Below are 21,947 nucleotides of genomic sequence, written 5' to 3'. Positions count from 1 at the left end.
CCGCGGGCGGGGAACTCACACCCCGGCCCGCCGCTGAGCCTCCTCCACCAGCGCCACGGCCTCCACCAGCGCCTCCTCGTCCGCCAGCACCAGCGCGAGATCGTTCCCGGCGACCGTGACCTGATCGGCCGCCGCGAACATCCCCGCGTCCGGCATCTCGTGAAACGGCCCCTCGGGCGTCTCCAGCCGCTGGGCACGCAGTGCCAATTCCCTGGCCAGCCCCAGCGCCTCCGCGGCGGCGCTCCGCTGGAGCCGGCTCTGCGGGGCCGCCCGCAACCGGTCGGCGAAATGATCCACGGCACGGGTCAACGGCGTCGTATCAAGCACGCCGCGAGAGTACGCGCCCCAACCGGACTGTTGCCAACAGGCCGCCACTCAGGCAACGTGACCTGAAGGACCGGCTTACATTCCCTTTCGTCCGGAGGCGCCGATGTCCCAAGTCTTCTCCGAGGAGACCCATCGCAACCTGCTCGCCCGCATCCCACACTGCACCGGTCGTGAAGTCTCCGACTGGCTCCGCAAAGTCGATGAAGGCCCCGCTCTCTTCAATTTCGAGGAGAAGGTCAGCTGGCTCCGGCACGAGTACGACCTCGCGTACGGCCACGCCAAAGCGATCATTCACGAGTACGACCTGAGGAGGGCCGCGCGGAAGCTCCTGTGAAGCCGCCGAGAACCTACGAAGGGCCCCCGAACCGCGAGGTTCGGGGGCCCTTCATCAGTGGTCCTGCGGGATCCGCCGGATCCGGCGGATCCGGCGGGTCTAGTCGTCGCCGCTGAAGATGGCGACCAGACGGAGCATCTCGATGTAGATCCACACGAGGGTCATGGTCAGGCCGAACGCGGCCAGCCAGGCCTCCTCGCGCGGGGCACCGTAGGCGATGCCGTCCTCGATCTGCTTGAAGTCGAGGGTCAGGAAGAACGCGCCGAGCAGGATCGCGAGGATGCCGACGATCGCGCCGAGCGGGCCCATGCTGCGCAGTCCGCCGTCGGGGGCGAGCCCGAAGACGACGAGCAGCAGGTTGACCGCCATGACGAGGATGAAGGCGATCGCGATGGTCATGCCGATGCGGGCGTACCGCGCGGTGACCCGGATCCAGCCCGCCTTGTAGACCAGGAGGGTGGCTCCGGAGACGGCCATGGTGCCGAGCACCGCCTGGAAGGGCGCGCCGCTCCACTGCGAGTTGAACATCTCGCTGAGGACGCCGAGGAAAACGCCCTCGAAGGCGGCGTAGGCCAGGATCAGCGCGGGCGAGGCCTTGCGCTTGAAGGACTGCACCATCGCCAGGACGAAGGCGATCAGCGCGGCGCCGATGGCCAGGCCGTAGCTCGTGGACGACACCGGCAGGAGGGCCCAGGCGAGGACCGCGCCGACGACGACCGTACCGAGCGTCATGGCCGAGCGCATGACGACGTCGTCCATGGTCATGGCGCCCGTGCGGGCCGGAGCCTGCGGCGGGGTGCCGGGCTGCACGCCCTGCTGGGCGTACGGGTTGGTCGCGTACGGGTTGCCGCCCTGCTGGGCGTACGGGTTGCCCTGCGTGCCGACAGCTGCTCCCCCGGCCTGCGGCGCGGTGTTGAAGCCCGCGTAGCCGTTGTCGCGGCTGAACCCCCGTCGCGAGAAGACCGGGTTGCTGCTCCTCATTTCACTCCTCCATGGCCACCCTGCGTGGCCTTGGCTCAAGAGTAATAGGTAGGCAAAGGATTGACCCTAGTGCTTGGGGAGGATCTTTCCCCTGCCCTGACATCGAACACGCTACGCGTCTCCCTGATTCCCCGCCCCACCCCCCTCAACCCATGACCAACCCGGTACCCACCCGCGATCTCCCGGAGATCACCCCGGCCTCACGCGTGGTCCCCTTCAGCCGCGTCCGGGAGCAGTAGGTGAGCACCGATCCCCGGACCGAGCAGGACGGCCGGCAGGAGGGTGAAGAAGCTTCTCCCTGTGCGTGTGGCCGGGGTGCGCGAGGCGCACCCCGAGGGTGGGGGGATGTGGGAGTGTGGGGAGGTATGTGCTGGTTTGGTCGGAGGTGCCCGGAACCGGACTTGAACCGGTACGCCCGCGAGGGGCAGCGAGGTTTAAGCTCGCCGTGTCTGCATTCCACCATCCGGGCAGGCCATGGGCTCCGCGCTGAGGTCCCGAGCCTATCGGGACGCTTCCTCCGAACAGTCGAAGAGCGGACCGATGTTGTCTTATTTTATTGACGTCTGAGGGTGCATCAGCCCACGGAACACGCCATCCGCACTTGCCAATAGCCTTACGGGCGGCACGACCGGCCGCGTGCGGAATGACGGAATTTCACCGCCCGAACGAGCGGTCCCCCACCGATCGCGCGCGATGACGCGCTGACTCGTGTCGATCGCGCGCCCCACACTCCGGTCGGATCCCACCGTCATCCCCAGGTATGACGGGCCCTCCGCCGGTCCGTCAGAAGTCTGCCCCCGGAACCGGAACAGCGGCTGACTACACGGCGCCCCTGCGCCGAGACCATGGAGCCATCCACAGAACGACAGACGTACGACCCCGGCATGCCCACGGCAGTCCCGCGGGACCCCTCGGTCGTTCGCGAACACCCCAAACGCCGTCGCCCCGACAGGAGTTCCCACCCGTGACCACCACTCCCCTCGCCGACCGGTCCACCGCTGTGGCCGCCCGCGCCACGGAACTGTCGAAGGTCTACGGACAGGGCGAGACCCGGGTGGTCGCGCTGGACCAGGTCACCGTCGACTTCCGGCAGGCCCAGTTCACCGCGATCATGGGCCCCTCGGGGTCCGGCAAGTCCACGCTGATGCACTGCGTGGCCGGCCTGGACACCTTCTCGGCCGGCTCCGTCCGCATCGGCGACACCGAACTGGGCTCGCTGAAGGACAAGCAGCTCACCAAGCTCCGCCGGGACAAGATCGGCTTCATCTTCCAGGCGTTCAACCTGCTGCCGACCCTGACCGCGCTGGAGAACATCACCCTCCCGATGGACATCGCGGGCCGCAAGCCGGACAAGCAGTGGCTGGACACCGTGATCCGCATGGTGGGCCTCGCCGACCGGCTGAGCCACCGGCCCGCCCAGCTCTCCGGTGGCCAGCAGCAGCGCGTCGCCGTGGCGCGGGCGCTCGCCTCCCGGCCGGACATCATCTTCGGCGACGAGCCCACCGGAAACCTGGACTCCCGTTCGGGCGCCGAGGTGCTGGGCTTCCTGCGCAACTCCGTACGGGAGTTGGGGCAGACCGTGGTGATGGTGACGCACGACCCCGTGGCCGCGGCCTACGCGGACCGGGTCATCTTCCTCGCCGACGGACGCATCGTGGACGAGATGCACGAGCCGACGGCGGACCTGGTGCTGGACCGGATGAAGAGGTTCGACACCAAGGGGCGCACGAGCTAAAGGGAGTTCACCGCCCCGCCCCTCCGCGCCCTCTGCCCCGACGCGCACTCCGGCCCGCTCCACTCCGGCGCCTCCCGCCCCCTCCGCCCCCACCCCGAAACAGGGACCCCTTCATGTTCCGTACCGCCCTGCGCAACGTGCTCTCGCACAAGGCCAGGCTTCTCATGACCGTGCTCGCGGTGATGCTCGGCGTCGCCTTCGTGTCGGGCACGCTGGTCTTCACGAACACCATCTCGGACGCGCTCCAGAAGAGCTCGGCCAAGGGCTTCGACCACGTGGACGTCGCGATCCGGTCGGGATACCAGCCGGACGAGGGCGACACCGTCGCCGAGCAGCCGAAGCTCACCCCGGAGGTGCTGAAGAAGGTCGAGCGGGCGCCCGGCGCCGAGTCGGCGATCGGCGTGGTGAGCGGGTTCACCGCCCTCGCCGGCAAGGACGGCAAGCTGATCGGCGGCGGCTTCCAGTCGCAGGGCGGGAACTACTGGGGGACGGACGACCCCCGGTACCCCATCCAGGACGGCGGCCGCGCGCCCGAGGGCGCGGACGAGGTCGCGATCGACTCGGAGACCGCGAAGCGGTCCGGGTACGAGGTGGGCGACACCGTCCGGCTGTCGGTCGACGGCCCGGTCCTCACCCCCACCGTCAGCGGGATCTTCACGACGGACGACGGCAATGTCGCCGCCGGCGGCAGCCTCACCCTGTTCGACACGGCGACCGCGCAGACGCTGTTCCACATGAAGGGCGAGTACGACACGATCAACGTGACGGCGGCGCCGGGCACCAGCCAGGCCCAGTTGCAGAAGGCCGTCGACGAGGTCCTGCCGAAGGACTCCGCGTACACCACCACCGGTCAGCAGCTCGCGGACGACCAGGCCACGCAGATCGCCGCCGAGATGAGCGGCCTGAAGAACGCGCTGCTGGTCTTCGCCGGGATCGCCCTGTTCGTGGGCACGTTCATCATCGCCAACACCTTCACGATGCTGGTCGCCCAGCGCACCAAGGAGCTGGCTCTGCTGCGCGCGGTCGGCGCCTCCCGCCGCCAGGTGACGCGGTCCGTGCTGATCGAGGCGTTCGTGGTGGGCGCGGTCGCCGCCGTCACCGGTCTCGCCGCCGGTGTCGGCATCGGCGCCGGGATGCGGGCCCTGATCGGCACGCTCGGCGAGACCGTCCCCGCCGGCCCGCTGGTGGTCTCCCCCGGCACGGTCGCCACCGCCCTGCTCGTCGGCGTACTGATCACGATGCTGGCCGCCTGGCTGCCGGGCCGCCGCGCGGCGAAGATCCCGCCGGTCGCGGCGATGAGCAGCGTGCACGCGAAGGCGACGACCAAGTCGCTCGTCGTACGGAACACGATCGGCGCGCTGTTCGCCGGCGCGGGCGTGGCCACCGTGCTGTACGCCACCACGCTGGAGGGCTCGGACGGGCAGGCGCCCATGGGCATCGGCGCGGTGGTGCTGATCATCGGTGTCTTCGTCCTCACCCCGCTGCTGTCCCGCCCGCTGATCGCGGCCGCCGCCCCCCTCATGCGGGTCTTCGGGATCTCCGGCAAGCTCGCCCGGCAGAACTCCGTGCGCAATCCGCGCCGCACCGCCGCGACCGCGTCGGCGCTGATGATCGGACTGACGCTGATCACCGGCATGACGGTGATGGCGGGCAGCCTCCAGAAGTCCATCGGCAAGATGGCCGCCGACGCGATCAAGGCGGACTACGTCGTCTCGATGGCCAACGGCAACTTCCTCTCCCCCGACGTGGAGAAGCAGCTCTCCGCCGCCGAGGGCGTCACCGCCGTCTCGCCGCTGCGCAACGCCGAGTCCCGGATCGGGGGCGAGACCGAGTACCTCACGGGCGTCAACGGCGCGGCCATCGGCAAGCTCACCGACCTGCCCCTCGACAACGGGACGTTCAAGGTCGGCGGCGGCCAGGTCGTGGTGGACGCGGAGACCGCCGAGCGGCGCGGCTGGAAGGCCGGTTCGGAGCTCACCGCCGGGTTCGAGGGGGGCCAAAAGCAGAAGCTGACGGTCGCCGGGGTCTACGAGAGCAACGAGCTGATCCGGGGCATCCTCCTGGACAACAGGACGCTCGACGCGCGGCTGCCCGCCGACGTCGACCCGGCCGACATGATGATCATGGTGAAGACCTCGTCCGGCGCCTCGGACGCCACCAAGGACCGGCTGGAGAAGGCCCTCGGCGAGAACCCGGCGATCAAGGTCCAGAGCGGACAGGACCTCTCCGACGACATCGCGAAGATGTTCACGCTGATGCTGAACATGCTCTACGGCCTGCTGGCCATGGCCGTGATCGTCGCCGTCCTCGGCGTCATCAACACCCTGGCCATGTCGGTGTTCGAGCGTTCGCAGGAGATCGGCATGCTCCGCGCGATCGGTCTTGACCGGCAGGGCATCAAGCGGATGGTCCGTCTGGAGTCCCTGGTCATCTCCCTCTTCGGCGGTGTCCTCGGCATCGGCCTGGGCGTCTTCTTCGGCTGGGCCGCCGGTGAGCTCGTCGCCAGCCGGATGCCGACGTACGAACTGGTCGTCCCCTGGGCCCGGATGGCCGTCTTCCTCCTGCTCGCCGCCACCGTCGGCATCCTGGCCGCGCTGTGGCCGGCCCGCCGCGCGGCGAAGCTGAACATGCTCGCGGCGATCAAGTCGGAGTAGCCGAGGCAGACATACGGACGGGGGCACGTACATGGCCGTACGCGCCCCCGTCCGTGCGTTCAGGCGCCCCAGGTCCGGGCCCTCAGCGGGAGGCCCGACGCACCCCCTTCCGGGGGCCGTACGGCCAGTACCTGGTTGACGCCGAGGCGGTTGCGTTCGAAGCCGAGGGCGGAGGCGGCCATGTAGAGGCGCCAGACGCGGGCGCGGCCGGGGCCGACCAGGGCGACCGCGTGCGCCCAGCGGGCTTCGAGGTTGGTGACCCAGGCGCGCAGGGTGAGGGCGTAGTGCTCGCGCAGGGACTCCACGTCGCGGACCTCGAACCCGGCGCGTTCGAGCTGGGTGACGGTGGTGCCGATCGGGGCGAGTTCGCCGTCCGGGAAGACGTACGCGTCGATGAAGCCGTCGAGGGAGTACGTGCTCTCGTCGCGCTGTGGGCGCCGGGAGATCTGGTGGTTGAGCAGCCGGCCGCCGGGGGCGAGCAGCCGGTACAGGTCCTCGGCGTACGCCAGGTACCGGTCCGCTCCGACGTGTTCGGCCATGCCGACGGAGGAGATCGCGTCGTAGGGCCCGTCGGTGACGTCGCGGTAGTCCTGGACGCGGATCTCGACGCGGTCGGTGAGGCCCTCCTCCGCGACGCGTTTGCGGGCGTGGACGGCCTGTTCCTGGGAGAGGGTGACGCCGACGACGTGGACGCCGTACTCGCGGGCCGCGTGCACGGCCATGGAGCCCCAGCCGCAGCCGACGTCGAGGAGCCGCTGCCCCGGGGTCAGGCCGAGTTTGCGGCAGATGAGGTCGAGCTTGTCGTGCTGGGCGGCTTCGAGGGTGGTGCTGCCGTCGGCGGCGGACCAATAGGCGCAGGAGTACACCATCGACGGGCCGAGGACGGCCTCGTAGAAGTCGTTGCCGACGTCGTAGTGGTGGCTGACGGCCCGTCTGTCGGTGCGTCTGGTGTGCCGGTGGCGGGTGCGGACCTCCTCGCGCGGCGGTTCGGGCGGGACGAGGACGGCGGGGCCGGCCAGCTTCAGCAGGCCCTTGACGGCCGCCCGGGCCCGGGGGTCGCGCAGGGTGTCGGCGAGGCTTCGGGCGTCCTCGTCCCGCTCCCACACCTGGTCGGCCACCAGGTCCAGTACGGCGTACAGGTCGCCCTCGACGCCGAGGTCACCGGCGACCCAGGCGCGGGCGAGGCCCAGTTCGCCCGGCTTCCACAGCAGTCGGCGCAGGGCCCTGCGGTTGCGTACCACCAGGGCGGGTGCCTCCGGCGGTCCGGCCGTCGACCCGTCCCAGGCCCGCAGCCGGACCGGGAGCGGGGCCCCCGACAGTTGCTCGAACAGGGTCTTCAGCCGCGACGCGGCGTCCTGCATGGCGCACACCTCCGTGACAACAGATCCCGGAATGTCCAACGCCACGGTAATCACCTGCGGGGCTGTGCCGTATTCCCGTGGGGAGGTGTGTTCTTCGGGTGCGGGTGCGTGGGGGCTTCTCGCGCAGTTCCCCGCGCCCCTGAAAGACCAGGCCCCCGTGGCCCTGAAGGGCGACCGGCGACGGGCCTGAAAAGCACGGGGCGCAGCCCCTGCTTTTCAGGGGCGCGGGGAACTGCGCGACCAGCCCCCACGCGCCCGCACCCGCCGACGAACCCGCACCCCCGAGTTCTCCCGCGCACGCCGAAGGGCCCCCCGCACCACGGATGGCGGGAGGCCCTTCGGATGGCTCAGGAGGTCAGGAGGCCTTGGCCTTCTCCTCGGTCTTGGCCGGAGCGGCAGCGACCGGCGCCGGCTTCGCCGCCTCGTAGAACTCCTCGCGGGGAGTCTCGATGGCGCCGAGGGAGACGACCTCGCGCTTGAGGAACATCGCGAGCGTCCAGTCCGCGAAGACCCGGATCTTGCGGTTCCAGGTCGGCATCGCGAGACCGTGGTAGCCACGGTGCATGTACCACGCGAGGCGACCGCGCAGCTTGATCTTCATCTTGCCCATGACGATCATCGCGACGCCCTTGTGGAGGCCGAGACCCGCCACCGCGCCCTTGTTGGAGTGCGCGTACTCCTTCTGCGGGAAGCCCCGCATGCCGGAGACCACGTTGTCGCCGAGGACCTTGGCCTGACGCAGCGCGTGCTGCGCGTTCGGCGGGCACCAGGCGTTCTCGATGCCGGCCTTGCGGGCGGCGACGTCCGGGACCTGGGCGTTGTCGCCGGCGGCCCAGATGTAGTCGGTGCCGGTGACCTGGAGGGTCGGCGACGCGTCCACGTGGCCACGCGGGCCGAGCGGGAGGCCGTAGCGCGAGAGGACCGGGTTCGGCTTGACGCCGGCGGTCCAGACGATCGTGTTGGAGTCGACCTCCAGGCCGTTCTTCAGCACGACGTGGCCGTCGACGCAGGAGTCCATGGAGGTGTTGAGGTAGACCTCGACCCCACGGCCCTCCAGGTGCTCCTTGCCGTAGAGGCCGAGCTTCGGGCCGACCTCGGGGAGGATCTTGTCGGCGGCGTCGACGAGCACGAAGCGCATGTCCTCACGGGACACGTTCTTGTAGTACTTCGCGGCGTCGCGGGCCATGTCCTCGACCTCGCCGATGGTCTCCGCGCCGGCGAAGCCACCGCCCACGAAGACGAAGGTCAACGCCTTGCGGCGGACGTCCTCGTCGGTCGTGGAGTCGGCCTTGTCGAGCTGTTCGAGGACGTGGTTGCGCAGGCCGATGGCCTCCTCGATGCCCTTCATGCCGATGCCCTGTTCGGCGAGGCCGGGGATCGGGAAGGTGCGGGAGACCGCGCCGAGCGCGATCACCAGGTAGTCGAAGGGCAGCTCGTACGCCTCGCCGACCAGCGGGGCGATCGTGGCGACCTTGCGGTCCTGGTCGATGGTGGTGACCCGACCGGTGAGGACCTCCGCCTTCGGCAGCACGCGTCGCAGCGGGACGACGACGTGCCGGGGGGAGATGCTGCCGGCGGCGGCTTCGGGGAGGAAGGGCTGGTAGGTCATGTACGACCGGGGGTCGACGACCGTGACGGTCGCCTCGCCGTAGCGCATCTTCTTGAGGATGCGCCGAGCTGCGTACAGGCCTACGTACCCACCGCCTACTACGAGGATCCTGGGACGCTCCGTGGTGCTCATGCCATCGAGTATGTACCCGCCATACGGGGGTCGCTCGTGCGCCCCTTCACAAGCTTCCCCACCCCCTCTGCTACACTGCGCGACCCCCTTGGCCGGGGGCACGGCCCACCAGGGGACCGGCCGGGAGGTTTGACCGTTGTCAAGGCCGCGTGAACTGCCGTTCCGGTCTGTTGAGGGCCCTGGACCACCCTTCGGTTTCACACGGACGAGACCCCCGCGGAACCCCGCCGGGGACGCCCTGTTGACCCCTGGGAACCCCGGAACGCTCTGCGGAGCCTCAAAACATCGCTCAACAGGGGCGATTCTCTTGTGAAGAAGTTCACGAAGTTTCCGGGCGCCGGGTCGACGAGGGGCGCGGAAGCACCCCTCGGACGCGCTCATACGTTATCCGAACAGCTCAAGCGAGGCTACCGGCGAGTAGTAAACACTCCCTCACAGACGCCCGCCGACCGCCGGGAGGACCCCGGCGGCCACCCACGAGCTACGCCACGGACCAGGCGATGCCGTCCAGGATGTCGTGTTCGCTCACCACGACCTCCGTCGCGTCGATCCGTTCCATGATCGACAGGAGGACGAGGGCGCCCGCCGCGATCACGTCCACCCGGCCGGGATGCATCGACGGGACGGCCTCCCGTTCCGCGTGCGTGGAGCGCAGCAGCCACTCGGTGATCTCCCGGACCCGGTCGTACGGGATCCGGGAGTGGTGGATGGCCGCCGAGTCGTACGCGGGCAGCTCCTGGGCGATCGCGGACAGCGTCGTGACCGAACCGGCCAGCCCGACCAGGGTGTGCGCCTCGCGCAGCGGCACATCGCGCTCGGCGAGGTCGAGGGCCGCCTCGATGTCCGCGCGGATCGCCGCGATCTGCTCCGGCGCGGGCGGGTCGACGACCGCCCCGTCGCGGACGAGGTGCCGCTCGGTCAGCCGTACGCAGCCGATGTCCACCGAGCGGGCGCCGCGCACCTGGTCGTCACCGACGACGAACTCGGTGGAGCCGCCGCCGATGTCCACGACCAGGTACGGCCGGGTGAGGTCGGTGCGCCCGCTCAGTTCCCTGGTCGCGCCGGTGAAGGAGAACTCGGCCTCCCGGTCGCCGGAGATCACCTCGGGCTCGACGCCGAGGATGTCGAACACCCCGCGCACGAACTCGTCCCGGTTCTCGGCGTCCCGGGAGGCGGAGGTGGCGACGAAACGGATGCGCTCGGCGCCCAGTTCCTTGATGACGGCCGCGTACTCGCGGCAGGCCGCGAAGGTCCGCTCCAGCGCCTCGGGGGCCAGCCGGCCCGTGCGGTCGACGCCCTGGCCCAGCCGCACGATGATCATCCGCCGGTCCAGCTCGACGAGTTCACCGGTGGCCGGGTCGGCGTCGGCGACGAGGAGCCGGATGGAGTTCGTACCGCAGTCGACGGCGGCGACCCGGGTCACTGGGCGTCCCCCTCGGGGAGCGTGACGCACGGGCCCTTGGCCCACCACTCGGGGAGCATCGCGATCGCCTCGTCGCCCAGCGGGTTGACGCCGGGACCGGCGGCCAGCGAGTGGCCGACGAGGACGTGCAGGCACTTCACGCGGTCCGGCATGCCGCCCGCGCTGGGGAAGCCCTCCAGGACCTCGATCTCGTCGCGGCGGGCGATGTAGTCCTCGTGCGCCGCCCGGTAGGCGGCGGCCAGCTCGGGGTCCGTCGCCAGCCGCTCCGTCATCTCCTTCATCACGCCGTTCGCCTCCAGCGTGCCGATCGCGGAGGCCGCGCGCGGGCACGTCAGGTAGTACGTCGTGGGGAAGGGCGTCCCGTCCGGCAGGCGCGGCGCCGTCTCGACGACGTCCGGCTGTCCGCAGGGGCAGCGGTGCGCGATGGCGCGCAGGCCGCGCGGCGGACGTCCGAGCTGCTGCTGGAAGGCCTCGACGTCGGCGTCGGTCGGCTCGGTGCGCGGGGTGGGCGGCGGAGGGGTCTGCATAACCTGCTACTCAAGTCCTCGGTGTGGCTCATCGGTTGACGGTCACGAAGGTGGCCGTTCAGCTGTCGGCGGCGTCGGCCTTGTCGACCCCGTCCCAGACATTGGTGTACCAGGGACGGTCGGCCGCCCCCTGGGTCGTACGGGACTGCTTCGCCGCGTCCGGGTCGATCATCGTGTAACCGGTCTCGCCCGGCATCACATAGTGCAGCCGCTCCCGGATGCGCTGCTCGGCATACGCGTCGTCCTGCCAGCGCGCCTTGAGGTCGCGCAACTCCTCGACCCGCTCGCGCGCCTCCTCGCGCTGCCGCTGTGTGTCGGCGATCTCGGCGCGCTGGGAGACGTACTGCCTTATGGGATAGGCGAGCGCCACGATCAGCGAGCAGAGGACGAGGGCGAGCAGCGCGGCCCGGCCGGTCAGCCGGGAGCGGCGGGCCTGGCGCTTGGTCTGGGAGCGGTAGACCCGGGCGGCCGTCTGCTCACCGAGCACCTTCAGCCGCGTCGCGGTGGAGAAACGGTCCCGGTCCCGGTCCTTCACGGCCATGTCCCGCTTCCCCTTCTGTCTTCTCCTGTGCGCGACGCACGTACGTCCCCGCACACGGTACGGGACCGGTACGGGGACGTACGTACGACTGGCTAGGCCTTGACCCTGTACGGGTCAGCCCTTGAAGCGCGGGAAGGCGCTGCGGCCGGCGTAGACCGCGGCGTCGTCGAGGATCTCCTCGATGCGCAGCAGCTGGTTGTACTTGGCGACGCGGTCCGAGCGGGCCGGGGCGCCGGTCTTGATCTGACCGCAGTTCACGGCGACGGCGAGGTCGGCGATGGTGACGTCCTCGGTCTCGCCGGAGCGGTGGGACATCATGCACTTGAAGCCGTTGCGCTGGGCCAGCTCGACGGCGTCCAGGGTCTCGGTCAGCGAACCGATCTGGTTGACCTTGACGAGCAGGGCGTTGGCCGAGCCCTCCTCGATGCCGCGGGCGAGACGCTCGGGGTTGGTGACGAAGAGGTCGTCGCCGACGATCTGGACCTTGTCGCCCAGCTGCGCGGTGATGGTGTTCCAGCCGGCCCAGTCGTCCTCGAACAGCGGGTCCTCGATGGAGACGAGCGGGTACGACGCGACGAGGTCGGCGTAGTACTCCGTCATCTCGGCGGCGGAGCGCTCCTTGCCCTCGAAGGTGTAGACGCCGTCCTTGTAGAACTCTGAGGCGGCGACGTCGAGGGCGAGGGCGATCTGCTCGCCGGGGGTGTAGCCCGCCTCCTTGATGGCCTCCAGGATGAGGTCCAGGGCGGCGCGGTTGGACTCCAGGTTCGGGGCGAAGCCGCCCTCGTCGCCGAGGCCGGTGGACAGGCCCTTGGTCTTCAGCACCTTCTTGAGGGTGTGGTAGACCTCGGCGCCCCAGCGCAGGGCCTCGGAGAAGGACTCCGCGCCGATGGGGGCGATCATGAACTCCTGGATGTCCACGTTGGAGTCGGCGTGCGAGCCGCCGTTCAGGATGTTCATCATCGGGACGGGCAGCAGGTGCGCGTTCGGGCCGCCGAGGTAGCGGAAGAGCGGCAGGTCGCTGGCCTCGGAGGCGGCGTGGGCGACGGCGAGGGAGACGCCGAGGATGGCGTTGGCGCCGAGGGAGCCCTTGTTGTCGGTGGCGTCCAGGTCGAACATCGCCTGGTCGATCAGGCGCTGCTCGGTGGCGTCGTAGCCGACGAGCTCCGGGCCGATCTGCTCGATCACGGCGAGGACGGCCTTCTCGACGCCCTTGCCGAGGTAGCGGTTGGGGTCCCCGTCACGGAGCTCGATGGCTTCGAAGGCACCGGTGGAGGCGCCGGAGGGAACGGCGGCACGACCCGTGCTGCCGTCGTCGAGGCCGACCTCGACCTCGACGGTGGGGTTGCCTCGTGAGTCGAGGATTTCCCGGGCTACGACGACGTCGATGGACGGCACGAGCATCTCCTTCATGGGATGTGACGCGGAAGTGCGGGGCCCGCGGGCCTTGCGACTAGAGCCTAACCGCCTCGGGCTCGTCGGCAGCCGACCGACCGTCCCGTGGACACACAGACCGTACCCATTGTTCCAGGCCGGAACAAAGGGGGGTGGGCCAGAAAGTGAACAGAAAGAAGGAGCGGGCATGAAAAACCCCGCCCCGGTGCGTACGGGGGAATGCGCACCGGGGCGGGGAGCCCGTGGGGGACGGGGGGACGGCCCTCACGAGGTCTTCACTATGGAGGACACGGATGTGAGCGGGCTGTGGTTCAGCTGGGAAGCGGCCCGATCTCTCGGCCCAGCCGAACCCGCCCCGCCTGCCCGGCCGTGGGGGCGGCCGTGGGGACGGCAGACGTGTGGCGGCCGTCGCCTTCGCCGCGGGTCAGCTCAGGTGGAGCTGCTGGCCCGGGTAGATGAAGTCGGCGTCGTCGATGATGTCCTTGTTCAGCTCGAAGAGCTTCTCCCAGCCACCCTTGACGTTCTTCTTCGCGGCGATGGCGCTGAGGGTGTCGCCGGTGACGACCTTGTACTCGCCGTCGCCCTTCTTGACCTTCTTGCCGGTCGGGGTCTCGACGGTGGCACGCTCGGAGGAGCGGGAGGCGCGGGTGTCCTCGGTGCTCTTCTTGGTGCTCTCCTGGGTGCCCTGCTGCGAGGAGCCGGAGTTCGAGGAGGAGGCGGCGGCGCCGTCGTACGAAGCGCCGGACAGGCCCTTGCCGCAGACCGGCCAGGCACCCTTGCCCTGGCCCGCGAGGACCTTCTCGGCGACCGCGATCTGCTGGGCCTTGCTCGCCTGGTTGGCGGTGGAGGCGTACTGCGTACCGCCGTAGGCGGCCCAGGTGGAGGCCGAGAACTGCAGACCGCCGTAGTAGCCGTTGCCGGTGTTGATGGACCAGTTGCCGCCGGACTCGCACTGGGCGACGGCGTCCCACTCGGAGGCGGTGGCGGCGGAGGCGCTGCCGGCGGCCATCAGCGGGGCGGCGACGGCGGCGGCGCCGGTGACACCGGCGACGGCGATGGCGCGAGCGGCCTTGGACGGACGGCGGTGCTTGCCCTTGCTGGAAAACAGCATGGAGAGATCCCCTCACCGACGCCTGCGAGGTGAGCTGTCGGGTTCGGGCCGGTTGAGTTGCCCGGCCGCGCCCGCTCGCCTCTCGGCTCACGTGGCGCGGCTTCACCCCGAGCCGGTTCCGGACGTACGCCCTCGAAGGGCCGCAACCACCGGACCCGGCACTTACCTTGGGTCCCCCGCTCCTGCCTACGGCGCTTGACGCGACGACTGTTCCTTGCGGCCGTTGGCAGGATTCGGCGTACCGACCGCAGGGGCCCGCTGTGGCGAGCGGTCACGACCGTAAACACGTGATTGCCCGGATTTCAAAGACGATCAGGGGGTCTGTGATTCATCTCCCACCTAGATCAAAACGGGCATTCAGGGGCGAACGGTGACCCGAACTGTCGCTACTTTTCGCCCGTTTCGGCACCGACTTCCAGGGTCTGACCGGGAAGGATGAGGTCCGGGTCGGCCCCCACGGTGCTCTCGTTCTCGGCGTACAGCCCGCGCCACCCGCCGTTCAGGTCGAGCGAGTTCGCGATCCGCGTCAGGCTGTCGCCCGCGCGGACGGTGTAGGCGCCGTCCACGGCCTCCCGGGCCGCGTCGCCACCGCGGGAGGCGTGACGGCCCGAGGGGGTGGGATCGGCGGTGCGGGAGCCGTCGGCCGCGTCCGTGCCGGCCTTCGCGCCGGCGGTGCCCTCGTCGGCACCGGCGCCACGGTGGCGACCGGTGCCGGCTTCGCTCTCGCCACCCGAAGAGTCGTCACTCTGTGACGACTTGTCCACATTCGCACCCTTGGAGTCCGTGGAGTCGTCCGAGTCGGCGTCGGCCTTGGCCTTGGCCTTGGCGGACCCCTCGACGGCATCGGGGGTCGAGTCGGCGGACTTGGCCGAGTCGGCCCCGTCGACCCCCTCGGCGGAGGTGGATCCGGAGGAATCGGACGAACCCGAAGAGTCGGAGGAATCAGAGGAGTCCGAAGAACCGGACCTATCGGATGAATCAGAAGAACCGGACTCACTGGAGGAACCGCCCGCCTTCGTCGAGTCGTCCGCGACGCCCGTGTCCACGTCGGCGGAACCGGAGTCGCCGCCGAGGTTGTGGAGCAGGCCGCAGGTGGCCCAGACGCCGACGCCCTGGTCTGCGAGGACCTTCTCGGCGACGGCTATCTGCTGCGAGCGGCTGGCCTGGTCGGCGCTCGTGGCGTACTCGAGGCCGCCGTACTTCTCCCAGTTCGCCTGGGTGAGCTGGAGGCCGCCGTAGCGTCCGTTCCCGGTGTCCGCGCTCCAGAAGCCACCGCTCTCGCACTCCGCCACCTGGTCCCAGGTGGTTCCGCTGGCCGCGCTCGCGCCGGTGGCGCCGAGCAGGGGGATCGCGATGGCCGAGCCGGTCACTCCGGCGGCGACGAGGAGAGCGGGAGCCTGACGGGGGCGACGGTGTCGACCGTTCCCGGAGAGCATGCGGTTGCCTTTCACGCGACAGCAGTGGCCGGCGCGAAGGGTGTGGGGTGACCCCTTCGCACTGACGTGTGAACGTAGCGGGAGTCGATCAGTTGTCACAAGTTAATGCAGCACAGATCACGTGAAGATCACGGACTTGAGGGAGTGTCACTTTCCGTCGCGGAATGGGGTAGTGCTACGGGCTGCCTGGGTACTACTACGTACCGCTCATGAACCGGGTCACGAAATGCCCTCGGACCGCCCCTGCGGGGTGAATTGCACCGGAAGCGTGCGCAATCCGCGCATGATGAGCCCTCCTCGCCACCTCAGATCGGCTGGATCCACCGCGAGTCGGAGGTCGGGGAGGCGGGTGAGGAGGGTGGCCAGCGCGGTCTGGCCCTCGAGACGGGCGAGGGGGGCGCCGAGGCAGTAGTGGATGCCGTGGCCGTAGCCGAGGTGCTGGTTGTCGCGGCGGGAGAGGTCGAGGGTGTCGGGGGCCTCGAAGCGGGCCGGGTCGCGGTCGGCGGCGGCGAGGACGACGAGGACGGGGTCGCCCTGGGCGATGTCCTGTCCGCCGATGGTGAGGGGGCGGGTCGCGAAGCGCCAGGTGGCCAGCTCGACGGGGCCGTCGTAGCGCAGGAGTTCCTCGACGCCGGTCTCCAGCAGTGTGGTCTCCCCGGCGGCGAGGGAAGTCTGGAGGCGGGTGCGCTGGTCGGGATGGGTGAGCAGGGCGTACGTGCCGTTCCCGATGAGGTTGACGGTGGTCTCGAAGCCGGCGAAGAGCAGGATGAAGGCCATGGCCGCGGCCTCGTTCTCGGTGAGGTGCTCGCCGTGGTCGGAGGCGCGGATGAGGCCGGAGATGAGGTCCTCGCCGGGGGCGGGGTGCTCGGTGAGGCCTTCGCGCTTGCGGTGGATGAGGTCGGCGAGGTAGCCGCGCATCTTCTTCACCGAGCGCGCGACGCCGCCCCTCGGGCCGCCGCCGTGACGGATCATCATGCCCGCCCAGTCCCGGAAGTCGTCCTGGTCCTCGCGGGGGACGCCGAGGAGGTCGCAGATCGCGTAGATGGGCAGGGGGAAGGCGAAGTCGTGGATGAGATCGGCTTCGCCGGTCTCCGCGAAGCGGTCGATGAGCTGATCGGTCAACTCCTGGACCCGGGGGGTGAACTCGGCGACCCTGCGGGGCGTGAAGGCCTTCGACACCAGCCGGCGCAGCCGTGTGTGGTCCGGCGGATCGATGTTGAGCAGATGGGTCATCAGCTCGGCCTTGCGCTCACCGGGGATACCGGTCTTCCCCTTGGCGTGGGCGGGCTCGTCATGATGCGCGGGGTTCTTCGACAGGCGCGCGTCGGCGAGGGCCTGCTTGGCGTCGGCGTAGCGGGTGACCAGCCAGGCCTCCACACCACTGGGCAGCCGGGTCCGGTGCACCGGGGCGTGCTCCCGGAGCCAGGCGTACGCCGGGTACGGATCGGTGGCGAACTCCCAGGTGAAGAGGGAGGGCGCGGGGCTGCTGAGGGACGAGGGGTGGTCGGTCACCCGTCGACGGTAGCGGGCCCCCCGTCGACCGCCGTCTCGGCCAGGGCCTTCTGCGCACCGGGGTGCCCGGGGTCCACGACGGTTACTCAGTCACCCAGCACGCGCACGCGGTCGAGCGCGGGATCGTAGCCGAGGACCGGGTGGTCGTCCGCACCTTCCGGGCACATCAGGACCGGCCTGGCGAGGCGATGGCCGAGAGTGTGCAGGAAGCCGCAGAACGCGTCGAGTCGGTCCTGGCCCTGGACCTCCCGCAGGTCGATGTCGAAGTCGATCTCCTCGTCGGAGAGGAACCGGAAGATCGCCAGCATGTTTTCCGTCGGCCAGACCCTCAGCTGCGGGCACTCGGCGTCATGTGGTCGTGCGAGTACGTGTGCGGCGCTCGGGACGGCCAGGGGTGTCGTCCCTTCGATGTACTCGTGCTTCCAGCCCCTCTCCTCGACGAGGTCGAGAAGCGCCTGCCAGTGGTCCGTCGAGGTGTCCGGGACGTGCAGGTCCGGTAGGGCGCCCATCAGTTCGGGGTCGAAGCTCTCCTTCACCTCGTCCCACACCAGGTCGGGAGTCCCGTGGCGCCGGGTCATGTCAGCGCTCGTCCAGGCCCTCCGCGGAGCGGATCGCGTCGCGGTAGGTGCGGGCCGCCGCTCTCAGGGCCGCCTCCGGGTCCGTGCCCTCCGCTTCGGCTCGGGCCGCGAGGGTGAGGAGTTCGTAGCCGATGCCGTGGCCCTGGGGTATCGGGACGGGCAGGCCGGCCGTGCGGACGCGGGAGGAGAGTTTGGCCGCCAGGGCGAGGCCGGGCTGGCCCAGGGGGACTCCGTCGGTCACTGACTCCCGGCGTTTCTCCACGGCCTTCGTCCGCAGCCAGTGCGCCTTGACCTCCTCCGGGGTGGTCGCCGTGGCGTCGCCGAAGACATGGGGGTGGCGGTGGATGAGCTTGGTGATGATGCCGGCGGCGACGTCGTCGATGGAGAAGGGACTGTCGGGGTCGTCCTCGGCGATGCGGGCGTGGAAGACGACCTGGAGGAGGACGTCGCCCAGTTCCTCGCGAAGTTCGTCGCGGTCGCCCTCCTCGATGGCCTCGACGAGTTCGTACGCCTCCTCGATGCCGTACTTGGCGAGCCCCTTGTGGGTCTGCTGGGAGGACCAGGGGCATTCGGCGCGGATGCGGTCCATGACCTGCACGAGGTCGAGGAGGCGGGCACCCGGGAGGTCGTACGACGCCGGGAGCAGCTCCAGGGACGGCATCCGGACGCGGCCCGAGCCGGCGAGGCGGGCGAGGCCGTCGGTGAGGCCCGGCTCGCCCTCGGCCGTGGCCACCACGACCACCGTGCGGTCGCCGGCGCAGGCGTCGACCAGCTCCTCGGCCGTCGGGGTCGCCCGCTCGACCGTGACGCCCGCCTCGCGCAGATACGGGAGCTGGGGGTGCGCCTCGTCCGCGCACACGACACGGTCCGCCCCGCGCAGTGCCTGCCATGCGGGCCAAGACAGCAGACCGGGCGCCACGCGGTGGCTGGTGGTGAGCAGGACGACCCGGCCGGGGTCGGAGGACGACGTCTCGGGGGCCGTGGGGGCGGGGTCGCCGCCGGGGCGGTGTGCGTTCACCCCACGAACGTAACCCACGTCACCGACGACCCCCGAAGTTGTCCACAGGCCGCGGAGAGGCCGGGCGGTCCGCCCGTCACGCCGGCTGCTGCGCCCCCGTCCCCGTGACCTCCTTCAGCCACGGCGTCTTGGCCTCCAGCAGGCCCACTCGGCCGGAGGCCTTGTCGACGCCCCAGCTGCCGTAGCGGGGGTTGAGGTCGACGTCCAGTTTCCTGGAGGCCTCCGAGAGGGCCTTCCAGAAGATCGCGCCGCCTTCCTGGCTGTTCAGGTCGGCGCCGAGGGCGGTGGCGAGTTTCTGGACCTCGACATCGCTGCGGAGGCTCTCCTCCAGCTGCTCGGGGGCGACGCTGTAGCGCTGGAGATAGGCCGTTTCCAGGGCCTCGGCGCCACCGGCGTCCGCCTCCAGGCCGGAGCGGTACTGCTGGACCTCCTTGCGCGTGACGCTCACGCCCGCGTCCTCGAGGGCCTGGTCCAGGACCTTCTCCAGGACCATGCCGTTCAGGGTGTTGCGGGTGAGGGCGCTGCTCTGGGCGACGGCCTGCTCGTACTGGCGCTCGTCCGTGCTGGCGGCGCGCTGGGCGGCACGCACCTCGTTCACCCGGTTCTCCAGCTGCGCGACGGTGATCCGGTCGTCGCCGACGACGGCCGCCGCGCCGGGATGGGCGTCGCCCCCGCAGGCGGTGAGGAGCGGGGCCGCGGCGGTGAGCGCGGCGGAGAGGAGGAGCGCGGTGCGACGGCGGCGGTGCAAGTGAGCCTCCCGAGGAGATTGTGAAGACAGGTGCGGCGCGTAGCGCCTCAGTGAGGGGTGGTGGTCGGGCGACGGGCGGGCGCACAAAGTCTTGCGGTGATCGATGGTAGGCAGTGGCCCTGCTCTCGGCCAGCCATTCGACCAACGATTCACGCCGACTTCCGGCACCACCTCGTGCCACGTCCGGCTCAGCCCCGTACCTGGCCCAGCCACTGGAGCGTGCGCCGGATCTCGCCCGCGAGGGGATGGCCCGGTCCCCGCAGCCGTTCCACGTCGAGCAGCAGACGGCCCAGGGTCTCGTGGGCGGCGCCGCGGTCGCCGAGGGCGAGGAGCAGGTGGCCTATGCGGCGGCGGACGTCGAGGGAGAGTTCGGGGTCGCCGCCGACGTACTGGTTCTCGTAGTACGGCAGCAGGGAGCGGTACTCGGCGAGGGCCGCGGCCGGTTCGCCGAGCTGTTCGAGGCACTGGGCGGAGTCGTAGCGGTAGCGCAGGGCCTGGGTGTCGGCCTGGCCCGCCTCGGCGGCGCGCTCGTCGGCGAGGCGGCGCAGCTCGGGCAGGGCGCGGCGGTACTGGCCGTCGTCCATGAGGGTGGCCGCGTACTGCTTGCGCAGGGTGCGGACGACGGGTGAGTGCTCGCCGTGCTGGGCGGCGGCGGCCGGGAGGATCGCGCCGAGGATGTCGACGGCCTGGGTGATGCGGCCCTCGCCGAGGAGCCGCTTGACCTCGTCGACGGCGCCGGCCACGTCGGGCTTGTCGACGGCGGGCGCGGGGTCGGGGGCGGCGGACGGCTGCGGCGCGGGGATGCGGGCGCGGTCCGGCCAAGGGGCGTGCGGGCGCAGGAAGGGGCGCGTGGGGTCGAGCGGGGAGCCGGTGGGCATCCCGCGCGCGGGGAGCAGCGGGAGGAGCTGTTCGTAGGTCTCCTGCGCGGAGGAGGGGCGGTGCTGCGGGTCCTTGGAGAGCAGCCGCAGGACCAGGGCCTCCAGGTTCTCGGGGACCTCGGGGCGCAGTCGGCGGACCGGGACCGGCGGTTCGTAGAGGTGGCGGTGGAGGACGCCGAGGGCCGTGGAACCGGTGAACGGGACGTTCCCGCTGAGCAGTTCGTGCATCAGCACACCGAGGGCGTACAGGTCGGTGTACGGGCCGACCGCGCCGCCCATGGCCTGTTCGGGGGCCATGTAGGCGGGGCTGCCGATGGGTGAGCCGGTGTGGGTGAGGCGAGTGGTGTCGGTGTCCATGACGGAGGCGACACCGAGGTCGAGGACGGTGACCGTGCCGTCCTGCTTGACCATGACGTTCCGCGGCTTGAGGTCGCGGTGGATGATCGGCACCGCGTGCACGGCGGAGAGCACGGCGCACAGCTGGGCGGCGACCGAGACGGTCCACTGCCAGGGGTACGGGTCGTGCTCGGCGAGGTGGTCGGCGAGGTCGGCCCCGTCGACGTACTGCATGACGAGGAACAGCTCCTCGCCCTCGCTGCCCGCGTCGTGCACGGTCACCAGGCCGGGGTGGTCGACCTGGGCCGTGACGCGGCACTCGCGCACGAAGCGGCGGCGCAGTTCGTCGGCCTCCTGGCCCGCGACCTTGTCCGGGCGCAGCAGCTTGACCGCCACGCGCCGGTCGAGGCGCTGGTCGTAGGCCGTCCACACCTGGCCCATGCCGCCCTGCCCGATGAGCGTGGACAGTTCGTAGCGGCCGGTGATCAGGCGTCCGGCCCCAGGCCCCTGGGTCACCTGTCTCCCTCGTGGTTGCGGAGATAGTCACTCAGCTCGTCCAGCTCGGCGCGCACCTGGTCGATGCGGGCCGGGCCGGGGCGCTGGGGGTCCGGGGTCTGCTGGTGCTGCGGCGGGGGCTGCTGCTGCACGGGCGGCTGCGGGACCGGCGGAGTGGGGGCGCTGGGGGTGTAGGGCTGGGGGACCTGGACCGGCGGGTAGCTGTACCCGGACTGCTGGGGGGTGTAGCCGGACGGCTGGGTGCCGTACCCGGTCTGCCCCGAGTACAGCGTGGTCTGGGCGTACGGCGACGGCGGAGCCGTCCGGGCGCGGCTGAAGTGGCGTATGTCCGCGTACAGGTAGTACGCGACGATCGCCACGAGTCCGCCGAGGAGCAGCCCCATGCCGACGTCACCGCGCCAGGTGGTGAACTCGTCCTTGCCCGGGTCGGTGCCGATGATGTAGAGCGTCACGATGATGTGGATGATCGCCAGGGCGAACAGCCACCAGTCGCGGGGCCTGCGGGTCACCGAGGCGAGCCGCAGCAGGCAGGCCCAGGCGAGCAGACCGCAGCTCATGACCGCGACCACCACGAAGATCACACGGAGTGTGACCTGGCCCCCTTGATCGGGGCCGGGGGGCGGTGTCGGCGCGTAGCCGTGGCCTTGCATGGCTGCTCCTGAGGGCCTGGTGAGAGCGGATGTGCGATGTCGTCCCGAGGGTATCGGTCGACCACGACATGAGGTCCAGGGTTGTGGACAACCGTTGTAGTACCGCAGTGCTGGTCACGCCGCCTCCGGGCGGAGCGGTTCCGTCCGG

At 70.5% G+C, this 21,947-nt stretch carries 19 protein-coding genes, 1 tRNA gene and 1 riboswitch; of the genes, 3 read left to right on the top strand and 17 right to left on the bottom strand.

All coding sequences use genetic code 11. From position 1 onward, the window contains the following. Positions 1-15 precede the first annotated feature (15 nt). Entirely contained in the window at positions 16-327 is a 312-nt protein-coding gene (locus HW837_RS35805) for a hypothetical protein (protein WP_177262089.1), read from the bottom strand. 103 nt (positions 328-430) lie between these two features. Here HW837_RS35805 and HW837_RS35800 point away from each other — a divergent pair, with 103 nt between their 5' ends. Continuing rightward, complete coding sequence (locus tag HW837_RS35800; protein ID WP_045556307.1) at positions 431-661, top strand: DUF4287 domain-containing protein; 231 nt, start codon at positions 431-433, stop codon at positions 659-661. 99 nt (positions 662-760) lie between these two features. Here HW837_RS35800 and HW837_RS35795 read toward each other — a convergent pair whose 3' ends face one another. Beyond that, positions 761-1,642 (bottom strand): Bax inhibitor-1/YccA family protein, encoded by an 882-nt coding sequence (locus tag HW837_RS35795; RefSeq protein ID WP_045556306.1) that lies wholly within the window; start codon positions 1,640-1,642, stop codon positions 761-763. A 386-nt stretch (positions 1,643-2,028) separates the two neighbouring features. Next, positions 2,029-2,111: transfer RNA gene (locus HW837_RS35790), tRNA-Leu, on the bottom strand. Between the two features lie 495 nt (positions 2,112-2,606). Between HW837_RS35790 and HW837_RS35785 the strand changes: the two genes are divergently transcribed. Together HW837_RS35785 and HW837_RS35780 are read left to right on the top strand one after the other, a co-directional pair. Beyond that, complete coding sequence (locus HW837_RS35785) at positions 2,607-3,377, top strand: ABC transporter ATP-binding protein (protein ID WP_060884434.1); 771 nt, start codon at positions 2,607-2,609, stop codon at positions 3,375-3,377. 113 nt (positions 3,378-3,490) lie between these two features. Continuing rightward, on the top strand, positions 3,491-6,031 hold the full coding sequence (locus HW837_RS35780) for an ABC transporter permease (RefSeq protein ID WP_093791805.1): 2,541 nt from the start codon (positions 3,491-3,493) through the stop codon (positions 6,029-6,031). A gap of 59 nt (positions 6,032-6,090) precedes the next feature. On the opposite strand, the gene HW837_RS35775 is transcribed toward HW837_RS35780, so the two are convergent. From HW837_RS35775 to HW837_RS35710, 14 genes are all read right to left on the bottom strand, one after another. After that, complete coding sequence (locus HW837_RS35775; protein WP_045556303.1) at positions 6,091-7,392, bottom strand: class I SAM-dependent methyltransferase; 1,302 nt, start codon at positions 7,390-7,392, stop codon at positions 6,091-6,093. A gap of 355 nt (positions 7,393-7,747) precedes the next feature. Then, complete coding sequence (locus HW837_RS35770) at positions 7,748-9,133, bottom strand: NAD(P)/FAD-dependent oxidoreductase (protein ID WP_045556302.1); 1,386 nt, start codon at positions 9,131-9,133, stop codon at positions 7,748-7,750. A gap of 481 nt (positions 9,134-9,614) precedes the next feature. Next, on the bottom strand, positions 9,615-10,556 hold the full coding sequence (locus tag HW837_RS35765) for a Ppx/GppA phosphatase family protein (protein WP_045556301.1): 942 nt from the start codon (positions 10,554-10,556) through the stop codon (positions 9,615-9,617). Beyond that, positions 10,553-11,083: a DUF501 domain-containing protein gene (locus HW837_RS35760; RefSeq protein WP_060884429.1), complete on the bottom strand. Its 531-nt coding sequence runs from the start codon at positions 11,081-11,083 to the stop codon at positions 10,553-10,555. Before HW837_RS35760 ends, HW837_RS35765 begins: the two co-directional genes overlap by 4 nt. A gap of 58 nt (positions 11,084-11,141) precedes the next feature. Continuing rightward, the gene (locus HW837_RS35755; protein ID WP_086800420.1) at positions 11,142-11,624 is read right to left on the bottom strand and encodes an FtsB family cell division protein; all 483 of its coding nucleotides are present in this window, start codon (positions 11,622-11,624) and stop codon (positions 11,142-11,144) included. A 114-nt stretch (positions 11,625-11,738) separates the two neighbouring features. Then, entirely contained in the window at positions 11,739-13,019 is a 1,281-nt protein-coding gene (gene eno, locus HW837_RS35750; protein WP_093791847.1) for a phosphopyruvate hydratase, read from the bottom strand. Between the two features lie 421 nt (positions 13,020-13,440). Continuing rightward, on the bottom strand, positions 13,441-14,127 hold the full coding sequence (locus HW837_RS35745) for a LysM peptidoglycan-binding domain-containing protein (protein ID WP_045556297.1): 687 nt from the start codon (positions 14,125-14,127) through the stop codon (positions 13,441-13,443). A gap of 4 nt (positions 14,128-14,131) precedes the next feature. Beyond that, positions 14,132-14,331: riboswitch (cyclic di-AMP (ydaO/yuaA leader) on the bottom strand. 182 nt (positions 14,332-14,513) lie between these two features. After that, positions 14,514-15,563 carry a LysM peptidoglycan-binding domain-containing protein gene (locus HW837_RS35740; RefSeq protein ID WP_193380412.1) on the bottom strand — a complete coding sequence of 350 codons (1,050 nt, stop codon included), beginning with the start codon at positions 15,561-15,563 and terminating at the stop codon, positions 14,514-14,516. 219 nt (positions 15,564-15,782) lie between these two features. After that, positions 15,783-17,075, bottom strand: coding sequence for a cytochrome P450 family protein (locus HW837_RS35735; RefSeq protein ID WP_193380303.1), 1,293 nt, complete (start codon positions 17,073-17,075; stop codon positions 15,783-15,785). A gap of 86 nt (positions 17,076-17,161) precedes the next feature. Beyond that, positions 17,162-17,653: a hypothetical protein gene (locus HW837_RS35730; protein ID WP_193380304.1), complete on the bottom strand. Its 492-nt coding sequence runs from the start codon at positions 17,651-17,653 to the stop codon at positions 17,162-17,164. Between the two features lies 1 nt (position 17,654). After that, positions 17,655-18,671 (bottom strand): nucleoside triphosphate pyrophosphohydrolase, encoded by a 1,017-nt coding sequence (locus HW837_RS35725; RefSeq protein WP_045556293.1) that lies wholly within the window; start codon positions 18,669-18,671, stop codon positions 17,655-17,657. 76 nt (positions 18,672-18,747) lie between these two features. Beyond that, positions 18,748-19,419, bottom strand: a complete 672-nt coding sequence (locus HW837_RS35720; protein WP_045556292.1) for a SurA N-terminal domain-containing protein — start codon at positions 19,417-19,419, stop codon at positions 18,748-18,750. Between the two features lie 188 nt (positions 19,420-19,607). Then, a complete protein-coding gene (locus tag HW837_RS35715) occupies positions 19,608-21,101 on the bottom strand; it encodes a serine/threonine-protein kinase (protein WP_256255205.1) in 1,494 nt (497 codons plus the stop codon). 44 nt (positions 21,102-21,145) lie between these two features. Continuing rightward, positions 21,146-21,799: a hypothetical protein gene (locus tag HW837_RS35710; protein WP_093791795.1), complete on the bottom strand. Its 654-nt coding sequence runs from the start codon at positions 21,797-21,799 to the stop codon at positions 21,146-21,148. Between the last annotated feature and the right edge of the window lie 148 nt (positions 21,800-21,947).

The organism is Streptomyces caniscabiei, from assembly GCF_014930365.1.
Taxonomy (GTDB): domain Bacteria; phylum Actinomycetota; class Actinomycetes; order Streptomycetales; family Streptomycetaceae; genus Streptomyces; species Streptomyces caniscabiei.
The sequence above is the reverse complement of the archived record's forward strand: the minus strand, read 5'-3'. Positions and strand labels throughout refer to the sequence as shown.

Coding starts and splice junctions, on each gene's coding strand:
- HW837_RS35800 (WP_045556307.1), top strand. CDS start 431: ATGTCCCAAGTCTTCTCCGAGGAGACCCATCGCAACCTGCTCGCCCGC.
- HW837_RS35795 (WP_045556306.1), bottom strand. CDS start 1,642: ATGAGGAGCAGCAACCCGGTCTTCTCGCGACGGGGGTTCAGCCGCGAC.
- HW837_RS35780 (WP_093791805.1), top strand. CDS start 3,491: ATGTTCCGTACCGCCCTGCGCAACGTGCTCTCGCACAAGGCCAGGCTT.
- HW837_RS35775 (WP_045556303.1), bottom strand. CDS start 7,392: ATGCAGGACGCCGCGTCGCGGCTGAAGACCCTGTTCGAGCAACTGTCG.
- HW837_RS35770 (WP_045556302.1), bottom strand. CDS start 9,133: ATGAGCACCACGGAGCGTCCCAGGATCCTCGTAGTAGGCGGTGGGTAC.
- HW837_RS35760 (WP_060884429.1), bottom strand. CDS start 11,083: ATGCAGACCCCTCCGCCGCCCACCCCGCGCACCGAGCCGACCGACGCC.
- HW837_RS35755 (WP_086800420.1), bottom strand. CDS start 11,624: ATGGCCGTGAAGGACCGGGACCGGGACCGTTTCTCCACCGCGACGCGG.
- HW837_RS35745 (WP_045556297.1), bottom strand. CDS start 14,127: ATGCTGTTTTCCAGCAAGGGCAAGCACCGCCGTCCGTCCAAGGCCGCT.
- HW837_RS35740 (WP_193380412.1), bottom strand. CDS start 15,563: ATGCTCTCCGGGAACGGTCGACACCGTCGCCCCCGTCAGGCTCCCGCT.
- HW837_RS35730 (WP_193380304.1), bottom strand. CDS start 17,653: ATGACCCGGCGCCACGGGACTCCCGACCTGGTGTGGGACGAGGTGAAG.
- HW837_RS35710 (WP_093791795.1), bottom strand. CDS start 21,799: ATGCAAGGCCACGGCTACGCGCCGACACCGCCCCCCGGCCCCGATCAA.